Origin of the sequence: Geodermatophilus saharensis (assembly GCF_900188205.1) — a bacterium.
In the GTDB taxonomy this organism is placed as follows: domain Bacteria; phylum Actinomycetota; class Actinomycetes; order Mycobacteriales; family Geodermatophilaceae; genus Geodermatophilus; species Geodermatophilus saharensis.
Genome location: NZ_FZOH01000001.1, coordinates 662,016 through 675,359, shown reverse-complemented (window position 1 = coordinate 675,359; position 13,344 = coordinate 662,016). Strand labels below are relative to the sequence as shown.

Genomic DNA, 13,344 nt, shown 5'->3' with positions numbered 1-13,344 from the left:
CCGTCGGCAACGGCGGTGGGGAGGCTGGGAGCCGTGCAACCCGAGCCGGTCACCGACACCGCCCCCCGCGCCGCCGGGCGGGCGCTGTTCACCCAGGGCTGGCGCGACGTGGCCTTCGTGCACTGGGCGGTCGACCCCGCCGTCGTCGCGCCGCTGCTGCCGCCGGGCACGCGCCCCGACGTGCACGCCGGGTCGAGCTGGGTCGGCCTGGTGCCCTTCCGGATGCGCCGCATCGGCGTGCTCGGCTCCCCGGGGTTGCCGTGGGTCGGGTCGTTCCTGGAGACCAACGTGCGGCTGTACTCGGTCGACGACCGCGGCCGCCGGGGCGTGGTCTTCCGGTCCCTCGACGCCGACCGGCTGCTGCCCGTCCTCGTCGCCCGCGCCGCCGGGCTGCCCTACCTGTGGTCGCGGATGCGGTTCGCCCGCGAGGGCGACCGGCTGACCTGCTCCTCCCGCCGGCGCTGGCCCGGTCCCCGCGGCGCCGGAGGGCGGATCGAGCTGCGGGTGGGCGAGCGGCTGACCGATCCCGGCCCGCTCGAGCGCTTCCTCACCGGCCGCTGGGGCCTGCACCAGACCGTGCTCGGCCGCACCCGCTACTGGCCCAACGAGCACCCCGCCTGGCCGCTGCACCGCGCCGAGCTGCTGGCCTGCGACGTCGACCTGCTCGCCGCGGCCGGCCTGCCCGGCGTCGGCGGACCGCCCGACAGCGTGCTGTTCTCCCCCGGCGTCGACGTCCGCTTCGGCCCGCGCGTGCGCTGACGCGGACGCGGCAGGATCTGCGCATGGACCCCGTGCGCTTCGGACTGGTCGGCTACGGCTTCGGCGGCCGGTGGTTCCACGCCCCCCTGCTGGCCGCCGCACCGCAGGTCGACCTCCTGGGCGTGGTGACCACCTCGCCGGACCGCCGCGCCCAGGTGGCCGCCGAGCACCCGGGGGTGCGCACGCTCGACTCCCTGGAGGAGCTGGCCGGCGCGGGGGCCGAGGCGGTGGCGGTCTCCACCCCCGCCGACACCCACACGGCGCTGACCGAGCAGGCGCTGCGGCTGGGCCTGGCCGTGGTCTGCGACAAGCCCTTCGCCCTCGACGCCCCGTCGGCGCGCGGCACGGTGGCGCTGGCCGCGGAGCGCCGGCTGCCGCTCGCGCCCTACCAGAACCGCCGCTGGGACTCCGACTTCCGCACCGTGCGCGCGCTGGTCGACGCGGGCCGGCTGGGCACGGTGACGCGCCTGGAGTCGCGCTTCGAGCGGTTCGCGCCCGAGTCCGGGCCGCCGGCCGCGGGCGGCGGCTCGCTGCTGGACTTCGGCAGCCATCTCGTCGACCAGGCCCTGGTGCTGCTCGGCCCGGTGACGCACGTCTACGCCGAGTGGCGACTGCGCGGCAGCGGCCTCGACGACGACGTGTTCGTGGCCCTCACCCACGCCGGCGGCGCCCGCTCGCACCTGTCGGGCAGCTGGAGCGAGGGCGCTCCCGGTGACCGGTTCCGCGTCACCGGCACCGCGGGGGCCTACGTCGTCGGCGGACCGATGGACGGCCAGGAGGCCGCGCTGCTGGCCGGGCAGACGCCGGCCACGCTGGGCGAGGCCTGGGGCGTCGAGCCGGAGGAGCGCTGGGGCCGGCTGCGCCGCGGCGAGGACGCCGTGGTGGTGCCCACCGAGCGCGGCCGCTGGGACACCTTCTACCCGGCCTTCGCCGCCGCCGTCCGCGGCGAGGGGCCGGTCCCGGTGGACCCGCGCGACGCCGTCGCCACCGCCGCGGTGCTCGACGCCGCCCGCCGCAGCGCGACGGAGGGCGTCGTCGTCGCGCTCTGAGGGCCGACCCGCTCAGGCGGGCGCGGGCACCCGCTCGTCCAGACCGTGGGCGGCGCGGACGACGTCGACGACCTGGCCCATGATGTCGGTGAGCCCGAAGTCCTTGGGCGTGAAGACCCGGGCCACGCCCTGCTCGCGCAGCCGGCGGGCGTCGCCATCGGGGATGATCCCGCCGACGACCACCGGGACGTCGTCGAGCCCGGCCTCGCGCAGCCCCCGGAGCACCGCCGGCACCACCTGCAGGTGCGACCCGGACAGCACCGACAGGCCGACGACGTGCACGTCCTCCTCGACCGCCGCGGACACGATCTGCGCCGGCGTGAGCCGGATGCCCTGGTAGACCACCTCGAAGCCGGCGTCGCGGGCGCGGACGGCGATCTGCTCGGCGCCGTTGGAGTGCCCGTCGAGACCGGGCTTGCCCACGAGGAACCGCAGCCGGCCGCCCAGCTCCTCGCCGGTGGCCCGCACCCGCTCGCGCACGGCCAGCAGCGTGGCGTCGGCCTCGCCGCCACCGGTGGCCGCCGCCACGCCGGTCGGGGCGCGGTACTCGCCGAACGCCTCGCGCAGCACCCCGGACCACTCTCCCGTCGTCACGCCCGCCCGGGCGCACTCCAGGGTGGCCGCCATCAGGTTCTCGTCCGTGCCGGCGGCCGCCCGCAGCCGGTCGAGGGCCCGCCGCACCGGCTCGGGCTCGCGCGCGGCCCGCCACGCGGCCACGGCCTCCCGGGCGGCGGTCTCGACGGCGGGGTCGACGACCTGGATGGCGGTGTCGAGGTCGGCCAGCAGCGGGTTGGGCTCGGTGGCCTCGAACCGGTTGACCCCGACGACGACGTCCTCGCCGCTCTCCATCCGGCGACGCCGCTCGGCCAGCGCGGCGACCAGCTGCCCCTTCATGTACCCGGACTCGACGGCGGCCACGGCCCCGCCCAGCTCCTGCACCCGGGCGATCTCGGCGCGGGCCCCCTCGACGAGCTCGGCGACCTTGCGCTCCACCACCACCGAGCCGGTGAACAGGTCGTCGTACTCCAGCAGGTCGGTCTCGTAGGCGAGCACCTGCTGCAGCCGCAGCGACCACTGCTGGTCCCACGGCCGGGGCAGCCCCAGCGCCTCGTTCCACGCCGGCAGCTGCACCGCGCGGGCGCGGGCGTCCCGCGACAGCGTGACGGCGAGCATCTCCAGCACGATCCGCTGCACGTTGTTCTCCGGCTGCGCCTCGGTCAGGCCCAGGGAGTTGACCTGCACGCCGTAGCGGAACCGCCGGTGCCGGGCGTCCTGCACGCCGTAGCGCTCCTGCGTCAGCTCGTCCCAGAGCTGCGTGAAGGCGCGCATCTTGCACATCTCCTCGACGAAGCGGACACCCGCGTTGACGAAGAAGGAGACCCGCGCGACCACCTCCCCGAAGCGCTCCTGCGGCACCTGCCCGGAGTCGCGGACGGAGTCGAGGACGGCGATCGCGGTGCTCATCGCGTAGGCGATCTCCTGCACCGGCGTGGCCCCGGCCTCCTGCAGGTGGTAGCTGCAGACGTTGATCGGGTTCCACCGCGGCATGGCCGTCACCGTGTAGGCGACCATGTCGGTGATCAGCCGCATGCTCGGACCCGGCGGGAAGACGTACGTCCCGCGCGAGAGGTACTCCTTGATGATGTCGTTCTGCGTCGTGCCCGCGAGCTCCGCGACGTCGTGGCCGTGCTCCTCGGCGACGGCCTGGTAGAGCGCGAGCAGCCACATGGCGGTGGCGTTGATCGTCATCGACGTGTTCATCCCGTCGAGCGGGATGCCGTCGAAGAGGGCCCGCATGTCCCCGACGTGCGCGACCGGGACGCCGACCTTGCCGACCTCCCCGGCGGCGAGCTCGTCGTCGGGGTCGTAGCCGGTCTGGGTCGGCAGGTCGAAGGCGACCGACAGGCCGGTCTGCCCCTTCGCCAGGTTGCGCCGGTACAGCGCGTTGGACTCGGCCGGCGAGGAGTGCCCGGCGTAGGTGCGCATGACCCAGGGACGGTCGCGCTCGTCCGGCGTCGAGGGGAAGGGCATGCCAGCGGAGTGTAAGGGCAGTTACCCGCCGGTAACAGGCGGCGGACGGAGCGCTCCGGCGGTGGCACACTCGATCGCGGGCGACCGGGCCGCGGGGTCCGGACGCCGGTGCGCCGAGGGAGGCCGGGATGCTGCAGCCGGGCAGTCTCAGCTACATCGCCGGGCCGGTCGTCGCGATCGTCGTCATGGTGCTGCTCGCGCTGTTCATGCGCTGGGCCTTCGGCGGCGCCGCCACCGGCGGGATGCGCCGCCGGCGGCCCGCGCCCACCGACGACGGCCTGCTGACCCGCGTGGCCACGCTCTCCCGCCGCGAGTCGGCGCTGGCGCTGCGCGCGGTGCTCTCCGACGCCGGGATCCGCTCGACGATCCGCTTCCCCGAGGCGCACCGGGCCGACGTGCTCGTCTTCCCCGAGGACGCCGCCCGCGCCCGCGAGCTGGTCGCCTCCTTCCCCGCGGCGTAGCGGGGCCGTTCCAGCCGCTCAGTCCGGGCGCTCGACCCGCTCCACCTGCGCGCCCAGGCCGCGCAGCAGCTCGACGAAGTCGGGGTAGCCGCGGTCGACGTGGTGCACGTCCTGCACCTCGGTCACGCCGTCGGTGAGCAGCCCGGCCAGCACCAGCCCGGCGCCGGCCCGGATGTCGGTGGCCAGCACCGGCGCGCTGGAGAGCCGCTCGCGGCCGCGCACCACCGCGTGGTGGCCGTCGATGCGCACGTCGGCCCCGAGGCGCACCAGCTCGTTGACGAACATGAACCGGCCCTCGAACACGTTCTCGGTGACCAGCGCCGTCCCGGTGGAGACCGCCGCCAGCGCGACGGCCATCGGCTGCAGGTCGGTGGGGAACCCGGGGAAGGGCAGCGTGACGACGTCGACCGCGCGCGGCCGCTCGTCCATCGCCACCCGCACGCCGTCGGGCACCACCTCGACCGTGGCCCCGGCGCTCACCAGCTTGTCCAGCGGGACGGCGAGGTGGTCGGCCACCGCCCGCTCGACGACGACGTCGCCGCGGGTCATCACCGCACCGATGGCCCAGGTGCCGGCGACGATCCGGTCGGGCACGGTGCTGTAGGTGACCGGCTGCAGGGCCTCGACGCCCTCCACGGTGAGCGTGGACGAGCCGGCGCCGTCGATGCGGGCGCCCATCGCGGTGAGCATCGAGCAGATGTCGACGATCTCCGGCTCGCGGGCGGCGTTGTCGATGACGGTGGTGCCCTCGGCGAGCACCGCGGCCATGAGCAGGTTCTCCGTGGCGCCGACCGAGGGGAAGTCCAGCCAGATCGAGGTGCCGCGCAGCCGGGGCGCGCTGGCGACCAGGAAGCCGTGCTCGCTGTGGATCGCGGCGCCGAGCCGCTCCAGCCCGGAGATGTGCATGTCCAGCCCGCGGGAGCCGATCGCGTCCCCACCAGGAAGGGCCACCTTGGCGCTGCCGCAGCGGGCGACCAGCGGACCGAGCACGCTGATCGAGGCGCGCATCTTGCGGACCAGGTCGTAGTCGGTCTCGGTGGCGGGGGCCTCGGGCACGTCGACGACGACCCGGCCGCCGCCACCGGCCTCGCCGGAGCGCTCGTAGCTGACACCGCAGCCCAGCCGGCGCAGCACCTCGCTCATGATGGCCACGTCGAGGATGTCGGGGACCTCGTCGATGGTCGTGCGCCCCGACGCCAGCAGCGCCGCGGCCATGAGTTTGAGGGCGCTGTTCTTCGCCCCCGTGACGCGGACCCGGCCCTTGAGCGGCGTGCCGCCGGTCACCTCGAAGCACTGCACCGGGCCACCCTACGGCGGCCGTGCGACCCGCCTCCGGCGACCGCATAGGCTCGGGCGCCATGACGGTCCGGCTCACCCGCATCTACACGAAGACCGGTGACGCCGGGCAGACGCACCTCGGCGACATGAGCCGGGTCGCGAAGACCGACCCCCGGCTGGTCGCCTACGCCGACGTCGACGAGGCCAACAGCGTGCTCGGCGTCGCGCTGGCGCTGGGGTCGCCGTCACCGGAGCTGGTCGAGCTGGTCCGCAGCGTGCAGAACGACCTGTTCGACGTCGGCGCCGACCTCGCGACGCCGGTCGTCCCCGACCCGGCGCACCCGCCGCTGCGGGTCACCGCCGCGTACACCGAGCGGCTCGAGGCCGCCTGCGACGTGCACAACGAGGCGCTGCCCGCGCTGACCAGCTTCGTGCTGCCCGGCGGGACCCCGCTGGCGGCGCTGCTGCACCAGGCACGGGTGGTGGTGCGGCGCGCCGAGCGCAGCGTCTGGGCCCTGCTGGCCGCCGACGGCGAGCGGACCAACGCCGAGACGGCGCGCTACCTCAACCGGCTGTCGGACCTGCTGTTCATCCTCGCCCGGGAGGCCAACCCGGACGGCGACGTGCTCTGGGAGCCCGGCGCGCACAGGTGACCGCCTGGAACGGCCCTCGTGAAGGGGCCCGGCGCGAGCTCGCGAGCGTCGGGGGCACGAGGGTCCTTCGACTAGTGAACGGGCGGGGCCGACTCCACCCAGGACAGGAACCCGGTCACCGTCGAGGTGTCCATGGCCAGTTCCTTGGGTCCGCTGTCGGTCTCGCAGGTGAGGACGACGGCGTCGTCGGGCAGGGCGACGTCGTCGCGGCCGGCGGGTCGGCGGGCGGCCACCCGGAACTCCGTCCGGCACAGCCGCTGCTGCGGGCGCACCGACAGCGACACCGCGCGGTACCAGAGCAGGGCGTCCCCGCCGTACCAGGCGACGCCCACCGACCACCGCGAGCTGCCCACCGGGCGCAGCCACATGGGGACCGCGCCCAGCCCCATGAGCAGCAGCCGGCGGCGCAGCAGGAAGGCGACCACCAGGGCGACGACCAGCACCCCGGCGAGCAGGAGCAGGGCGGTGGTCACCGGCGGGGAGCGCGGGGAAGGACCCGACCCCCGCGCAGCAGCCCGGGCCTGGTGGAGCGGGGTCCCGGGCGCACGGAGGTCGCGCTCAGACGGCCTGGCCGGCGGCCCGCAGCCGGGACTGCGCCCGGCGCGCGGCGGCCAGGGACTCCGGGTCGTCGCCGGCGCTCTCGGCGCGGCGCAGCGCCTCGCGAGCGCGCTCGACGTCGATGTCGGAGCTGATCTCGGCGTTCTCGGCGAGGATGGAGACCCCCTGCGGCGTCACCGACAGGAAGCCCCCGTGGGCGGCCACGACCACGTCGGGGCCCTCGGTGCTGCGGATGGTGACGACGCCGCCGGGGGCGAGCTCACCGAGCAGCGGGGCGTGGCCGGGCAGGACACCGATCTCCCCCTCGGTGGTGCGGGCGATGACCATGCTGGCCTCGCCGGACCAGATCGTCTTCTCGACGGCCACCAACTCGACCTGCAGGGTCGCCACGACACTCCTCCGGGCCCACCGGGGCTGCGGTGCTGGGGACGCCGGCCGGGCAGGCACGGCGACGGACCCGCCCACTCTAGCGGCGGGGTCCCCGGGGTCCGGGACGGGTCCTCCCTCACGCCGCCCGGCGGTAGAGCAGCGTCCAGCGGCCCACGCGCACCCAGGGGTGGCGGACCGTGGAGGCCGGAGCCCACTCCTCGGTGTCGTACCGGATGTCGGTGACGTGCGAGACGGGAGCCGACGGCGGCCAGGACCACTCCAGGTCCGGGGTGGTGACCGGAAGTCCGCTCACCGTGCCCTGAGCGCTCGCCCCGTCCAGCCAGTCCATCGTGTCTCCTGCGCCGCGCGACCGGTCCCTCCGGGCGCCGTCTGCTCGATCGGCAGAAAGGCTCCCGCGCTTGAGGGTTGTGCGCCACACACCTGCCCACGGCCGACCGGTGTCCAACCACCCGATCGGGCGCGCCGTGGCCCGTCTCGACGCACGGTGACCGGCCGAGCACGGACACCGGCCGGCCCCACCCGCCGCCGGACCCGGGAGACGACGACGGCCGGGCACCCGGTGGAGGGCGCCCGGCCGTCGACTGGCCGGTGCTGCGTCAGCCGCGCTTGAGCTTCTCGGCGTTGCGCTCGAGGTCCTCGAGGCCACCGCACATGAAGAACGCCTGCTCGGGCACGTGGTCGTAGTTGCCCTCGGTGAGCGCCTTGAAGGCCTCGAGGGTCTCCGACAGCGGCACGAACGAGCCGGGCTGGCCGGTGAAGGCCTCGGCGACGAACATGTTCTGCGAGAGGAACCGCTCGATCCGCCGCGCGCGCTGCACGGTGACCTTGTCCTCCTCGGAGAGCTCGTCGATGCCGAGGATGGCGATGATGTCCTGCAGCTCCTGGTAGCGCTGCAGGATCTGCTTCACCGTCTGGGCGACCTGGTAGTGCTCCTGCCCGACGTACTGCGGGTCGAGGATCCGGCTGGTGGAGTCCAGCGGGTCGACGGCCGGGTAGATGCCCTTCTCCGAGATCGGCCGGGAGAGCACCGTTGTCGCGTCGAGGTGGGCGAAGGTGGTGTGCGGCGCCGGGTCGGTGATGTCGTCGGCGGGCACGTAGATCGCCTGCAGCGAGGTGATCGAGTGACCGCGCGTCGAGGTGATCCGCTCCTGCAGCTCGCCCATCTCGTCGGCGAGGGTGGGCTGGTAGCCCACGGCCGACGGCATGCGGCCGAGCAGCGTGGAGACCTCGGAGCCGGCCTGGGTGAACCGGAAGATGTTGTCGATGAAGAGCAGCACGTCCTGGTTCTGCTCGTCGCGGAAGTACTCCGCCATCGTCAGCGCCGACAGCGCGACCCGCAGCCGGGTGCCCGGCGGCTCGTCCATCTGGCCGAAGACCAGCGCCGTGGAGTTGATGACGCCGGACTCGGTCATCTCGGTGATGAGGTCGTTGCCCTCGCGGGTGCGCTCGCCGACGCCGGCGAACACCGACACGCCACCGAACTCCTGGGCGACGCGGCGGATCATCTCCTGGATCAGCACGGTCTTGCCCACGCCGGCACCGCCGAACAGGCCGATCTTGCCGCCGGCCACGTACGGGGTCAGCAGGTCGATGACCTTGATGCCGGTCTCGAGCAGCTCCGTGCGGCCCTCGAGCTGGTCGAAGCGCGGCGCGTGCCGGTGGATCGACCAGCGCGGCAGGTCCTGGCCGTACCCGGGGGTGTCGAGGCACTCGCCGAGGGCGTTGAAGACGTGACCGGTGACCTCGGGACCCACCGGGACGCTGATCGGGGCGCCGGTGTCGCGGACGTCGGCGCCGCGGACCAGGCCGTCGGTCGGGGCCATGGAGATGGTGCGGACCACGTTGTCACCTAGGTGCTGGGCGACCTCGAGGGTCAGCGTCTTGCCCAGGTCGGCCAGGGTGACGTCGACGTGCAGGGCGTTGAACAGGTCCGGGATCGCGTCGCGCGGGAACTCGACGTCGACGACCGGGCCGGTGACCCGGACGACCCGGCCGGTCGTCTGGGTGGTCGGACGGTCCTCGGTGACGGTCATGGGGGTGCTCTCCTGCCCTTCGGGCCTCGGTGGTCTCGCAGTCCAGTGTCCTCCGGCCGCCGCGACGGCGGAGGACGGAGGGGGTCAGTCGTCGGCGCCGGCGCTGACCAGCGCGTCGGCGCCGCCGACGATCTCGCTGATCTCCTGGGTGATCTCGGCCTGCCGGGCCTGGTTGGCCTGGCGGGAGAGGTTCTTGGCCAGCTCCTCGGCGTTGTCCGAGGCCGACTTCATCGCCCGCCGGCGCGACGCGGACTCCGAGGCGGCCGCCTCGAGCAGCGCCGCGTAGATGCGGGTGGTGACGTACTTGGGCAGCAGCGAGTCGAGCAGCGCGTCGGGCGAGGGCTCGAACTCGTAGGACGTCGGCACGCCGGACGGGCCGACGCCCGTGCCGTCCGCGGAGTCCTCGTCGTCGCGCTGCAGTTCCTCGGTGTCGACCGGGGCCAGCCGCCGGGCGACCGGCACCTGGCTCAGCAGCGACACGAACTCGGTGTAGACGATGTGCACCTCGTCCACCGTGGCGCTGCGGCCGGCGTCGTCACCGGGGGCGAAGACGTCGATCAGCGACCGGCCGACCTCCTGGGCGTCGGAGTAGGCCGGCTGCTCGGAGAACCCGGTGAAGGTCTCCTCGACCGGGCGGTCGCGGAAGGAGTAGTACGTCTCGCCCTTGCGGCCGATCACGTACAGCACCGGGTCCTTGCCCTGCTGGCGCAGCGTGCCGAGGAGCTCCTCGGTGCGGCGCAGCACGTTGACGTTGTACGAGCCGGCGAACCCGCGGTCGGAGGTGACCACGAGGACCGCCGCCCGCCCGGTGCCGGTCCGCTCGTTGAGCAGCGGGTGCTCCAGCGACGCCGACGACGCCAGCGCCGACAGCACGCGGGTGATCTCGCGGGCGTAGGGCTTGGACGCCTCCACCCGGGCCTGGGCGCGCACGATGCGGGCACCGGCGATCAGCTCCTGCGCCGAGAAGATCTTCTTCGTCGACTGCGTGGAGCGGATGCGGCGCCGCAGCGCGCGCAGCGATCCGGCCACGTCAGGCCCTCTTCGCCGTCGAGACGCCCTGGGCGGTGGCGCCGGCCTCGTCGTCGCCGTCCAGCGAGCTGCCGTCCGACGTCGTGAACTGGCCGTAGAACGAGGTCACGGCCCGCTCGAGGCTGTTGACGGCGTCGTCACCGAGCACCCGCGAGGTGCGGATCTCGTCGTAGACGCCGGGCTCGGCGCGGGCGATGTGGTCGAGGAACTCCGACTCGAACCGCCGCACGTCGCTCACCGGGATGCGGTCGAGCTTGCCGGTGGTGCCCAGCCACAGCGAGACGACCTCGCGCTCGACCGGGTAGGGCTGATACTGACCCTGCTTGAGCAGCTCGACCAGCCGCTGACCGCGGTCCAGGGTGGCGCGGCTGCTGGCGTCGAGGTCGGAGGAGAACGAGGCGAAGGCCTCGAGCTCGCGGTACTGCGCCAGGTCCAGCCGCAGCCGGCCGGCCACGGAGCGCATGGCCTTGATCTGCGCCGAGCCGCCCACCCGCGACACCGAGATGCCGACGTTGATGGCGGGGCGGACACCGGAGTTGAACAGACCGGTCTCGAGGAAGATCTGCCCGTCGGTGATCGAGATGACGTTGGTCGGGATGTAGGCCGACACGTCGTTGCCCTTGGTCTCGATGAGCGGCAGGCCCGTCATCGACCCCGCACCGAGCTCGTCGGAGAGCTTCGCGCAGCGCTCCAGCAGCCGGGAGTGGAGGTAGAAGACGTCGCCGGGGTAGGCCTCGCGGCCCGGCGGACGGCGCAGCAGCAGCGAGACGGCGCGGTAGGCCTCGGCCTGCTTGGACAGGTCGTCGAAGACGATCAGGACGTGCTTGCCCTCGTACATCCAGTGCTGGCCGATGGCCGAGCCGGTGTAGGGGGCGATGTACTTGAAGCCGGCCGACTCCGATGCCGGGGCCGCGACGATGGTCGTGTACTCCATCGCGCCGGCCTCCTCCAGGGAGGCGCGGATCGCGGCGATGGTCGAGCCCTTCTGGCCGACCGCGACGTAGATGCAGCGCACCTGCTGCGCCGGGTCACCGGTGGCCCAGGCCTCGCGCTGGTTGATGATCGTGTCGGTGACGATGGCGGTCTTGCCGGTCTGCCGGTCGCCGATGACCAGCTGCCGCTGGCCGCGGCCGATGGGCGTCATGGCGTCGATCGCCTTGATGCCGGTCTGCAGCGGCTCCTTGACCGACTGCCGCTGCACCACGGTGGGCGCCTGCAGCTCGAGGGCCCGGCGGCCGGTGCTGGCGATCGGGCCGCCGCCGTCGATGGGGTTGCCCAGCGGGTCGACGACGCGGCCGAGGTAGCCGTCACCGACGGGCACGGAGAGGACCTCACCGGTGCGGCGGACCTGCTGGCCCTCCTCGATGCCGGCGAAGTCACCGAGGATGACGACGCCGACCTCGCGCACGTCGAGGTTCAGGGCCAGGCCGCGGACGCCGCTCTCGAACTCGAGCAGCTCGTTGGTCATGACCGAGGGCAGCCCCTCGACCCGGGCGATGCCGTCGCCGGCCTCGGTGACGATGCCGACCTCTTCCCGGGAGACGTCCGGGGAGAACTCGGTGACGTAGTTCTGGATGGCACTGCGGATCTCGTCTGCGGAGATCGTCAGCTCGGCCATGGGTCGCGTCCTCTTCCCTGCTGGGTGGTGCTGCTGGGTGGTCTCTGGTGGTCTGGGTGGGCGCCGGTCAGCCGGTGAGCCGGCGGCCGGCGGCCTCGAGTCGGTTCACCACGCTGCCGTCGATGACCTCGTCGCCGACGCGGACGACGAGACCGCCGAGCACCGCGGGGTCGACGGTGACCTGCAGGCCGATGGTGCGCCCGTAGATCCGGCCGAGCACGGCCTGCAGCCGCCGCTCCTGCGCGGCGGTGAGCGGCACCGCGGTCGTGACGTGGGCGACCGACCGGCCGCGCCGCGCCGACGCCGCGGTGGAGAGCCGCTCGATCCGGTTCTCGGCGCTGCCGACGTGCCGCGCGGTCAGCGTGTTGCGCAGCAGCAGCTCGCTGACCGGGCTGACCCGGCCGGTCAGCAGCCGGTCGAGCAGCGCCGTCTTGCCGGCGGCGGGCGCGCGGTCGTCGGAGAGGATGCGCGAGAGCTCCGGGTCGCCGGCGACGATCCGGCCGAACCGGAACAGCTCGTCCTCGACGCCCTCGAGCTCGCCGCGCGCCTCGGCCGCGTCCAGTCCCGCCTCCGTGGCGAGCACCTCGGTGGCCTCGACGAGGTCCAGCGGCCGCGACCAGCGCTGCCGCGCCGTCGTCTCGACCAGGTCGACGGTGGCCTCGGAGACCTTCCCGCCGAGGATCCGGCGGGCCAGGCCCGCGCGGTCGACCGGCTTCACCGACGCGTCCGACAGCGCCCGGCGCAGCGAGACCTGCCCGTCGAGCAGCCGTGCGACGGCGAACAGCTCGTCGGCCAGGGCCAGCAGCCCCGGACCCGCGGCGCCGCGGGTGGTCGCCGCCAGGCGCTCGCGGGTGACCGCGAGCGCCTCCCGGCTGGCGGCGTCCATCAGCGGTCCGTCCCGGGGACGAATACGGTGCTGCCGGTCCGGCCGTCGGAGGCACCCCCGGCGCTCATGCCGTCGAGCTGGTCGAGGAACCGGTCGACGGTGCCGCGGCGGCGCGCCTCGTCCTCGAGGGACTCGCCCACCACCCGGCCGGCGAGGTCGACCGCGAGCGCACCGATCTCGCCGCGCAGCTGGTTGACCACCGACTGCCGGTTGGCGGCCAGCTGCTCCTCGCCGCGGGCGACGATCCGCGCCGACTCCTCCTGCGCCTGCGCCCGCAGCTCCTCGAGGATCTGCTGTCCCTCGGCGCGCGCCTGGTCGCGGATCTGCGCGGCCTCGGTGCGGGCCTCGGCCAGCTGGGCGCGGTACTGCTCGAGCGCGGCCTTGGCCTCGGCCTGCATGGCCTCGGCCCGCTCCATGCCGCCCTCGATGGCCTCGCGGCGGGCCCGGAAGACCTGCTCGAAGCGCGGCGCGACGAAGCGGAAGAAGACGAACAGCACGACCGCGAACGCGATCAGGCCGATGATGATCTCACCGAGCGGCGGCAGCAGCGGGTTGGCGCTCTCCGCGGCGAGGATTCTCATGGTCTCAGTGTCCTGTCT

General features: G+C 74.0%; 14 protein-coding genes. 4 read left to right on the top strand and 10 right to left on the bottom strand.

The genetic code is table 11. The annotated features are described in order from the left end of the window. The first annotated feature begins 33 nt into the window (after positions 1-33). On the top strand, positions 34-759 hold the full coding sequence (locus tag CHC04_RS03265) for a YqjF family protein (RefSeq protein ID WP_089402416.1): 726 nt from the start codon (positions 34-36) through the stop codon (positions 757-759). A gap of 23 nt (positions 760-782) precedes the next feature. Beyond that, positions 783-1,808: a Gfo/Idh/MocA family protein gene (locus CHC04_RS03260; protein ID WP_089402415.1), complete on the top strand. Its 1,026-nt coding sequence runs from the start codon at positions 783-785 to the stop codon at positions 1,806-1,808. 12 nt (positions 1,809-1,820) lie between these two features. Here CHC04_RS03260 and CHC04_RS03255 read toward each other — a convergent pair whose 3' ends face one another. Further along, a complete protein-coding gene (locus tag CHC04_RS03255; protein ID WP_089402414.1) occupies positions 1,821-3,839 on the bottom strand; it encodes a protein meaA in 2,019 nt (672 codons plus the stop codon). Between the two features lie 128 nt (positions 3,840-3,967). On the opposite strand from CHC04_RS03255, the gene CHC04_RS03250 reads away from it, so the two are divergent. Continuing rightward, positions 3,968-4,300, top strand: coding sequence for a hypothetical protein (locus CHC04_RS03250; protein WP_089402413.1), 333 nt, complete (start codon positions 3,968-3,970; stop codon positions 4,298-4,300). Between the two features lie 18 nt (positions 4,301-4,318). On the opposite strand, the gene murA is transcribed toward CHC04_RS03250, so the two are convergent. Further along, complete coding sequence (gene murA, locus CHC04_RS03245; protein WP_089402412.1) at positions 4,319-5,599, bottom strand: UDP-N-acetylglucosamine 1-carboxyvinyltransferase; 1,281 nt, start codon at positions 5,597-5,599, stop codon at positions 4,319-4,321. A gap of 59 nt (positions 5,600-5,658) precedes the next feature. On the opposite strand from murA, the gene CHC04_RS03240 reads away from it, so the two are divergent. Then, on the top strand, positions 5,659-6,231 hold the full coding sequence (locus CHC04_RS03240) for a cob(I)yrinic acid a,c-diamide adenosyltransferase (RefSeq protein WP_089402411.1): 573 nt from the start codon (positions 5,659-5,661) through the stop codon (positions 6,229-6,231). Positions 6,232-6,302: 71 nt separating this feature from the next. Here the strand turns inward: CHC04_RS03240 and CHC04_RS03235 are convergent, their stop codons facing one another. The 8 genes from CHC04_RS03235 to CHC04_RS03200 all read right to left on the bottom strand — a co-directional run bounded on the left by CHC04_RS03235 (position 6,303) and on the right by CHC04_RS03200 (position 13,326). Then, positions 6,303-6,704: a DUF2550 domain-containing protein gene (locus tag CHC04_RS03235; RefSeq protein WP_089402410.1), complete on the bottom strand. Its 402-nt coding sequence runs from the start codon at positions 6,702-6,704 to the stop codon at positions 6,303-6,305. Between the two features lie 85 nt (positions 6,705-6,789). Further along, positions 6,790-7,179, bottom strand: coding sequence for a F0F1 ATP synthase subunit epsilon (locus CHC04_RS03230; RefSeq protein WP_089402409.1), 390 nt, complete (start codon positions 7,177-7,179; stop codon positions 6,790-6,792). 115 nt (positions 7,180-7,294) lie between these two features. Continuing rightward, positions 7,295-7,507 carry a hypothetical protein gene (locus CHC04_RS03225; RefSeq protein ID WP_089402408.1) on the bottom strand — a complete coding sequence of 71 codons (213 nt, stop codon included), beginning with the start codon at positions 7,505-7,507 and terminating at the stop codon, positions 7,295-7,297. Between the two features lie 268 nt (positions 7,508-7,775). After that, positions 7,776-9,212, bottom strand: coding sequence for a F0F1 ATP synthase subunit beta (gene atpD / locus CHC04_RS03220; RefSeq protein ID WP_089402407.1), 1,437 nt, complete (start codon positions 9,210-9,212; stop codon positions 7,776-7,778). 84 nt (positions 9,213-9,296) lie between these two features. Beyond that, a complete protein-coding gene (locus tag CHC04_RS03215; RefSeq protein ID WP_089402406.1) occupies positions 9,297-10,241 on the bottom strand; it encodes a F0F1 ATP synthase subunit gamma in 945 nt (314 codons plus the stop codon). A gap of 1 nt (position 10,242) precedes the next feature. Next, positions 10,243-11,859: a F0F1 ATP synthase subunit alpha gene (atpA, locus tag CHC04_RS03210; protein WP_089402405.1), complete on the bottom strand. Its 1,617-nt coding sequence runs from the start codon at positions 11,857-11,859 to the stop codon at positions 10,243-10,245. Between the two features lie 67 nt (positions 11,860-11,926). Then, complete coding sequence (locus CHC04_RS03205; protein WP_089402404.1) at positions 11,927-12,745, bottom strand: F0F1 ATP synthase subunit delta; 819 nt, start codon at positions 12,743-12,745, stop codon at positions 11,927-11,929. Beyond that, positions 12,745-13,326, bottom strand: coding sequence for a F0F1 ATP synthase subunit B (locus tag CHC04_RS03200; protein WP_089402403.1), 582 nt, complete (start codon positions 13,324-13,326; stop codon positions 12,745-12,747). The genes CHC04_RS03205 and CHC04_RS03200 overlap by 1 nt, the downstream gene beginning before the upstream one ends. Between the last annotated feature and the right edge of the window lie 18 nt (positions 13,327-13,344).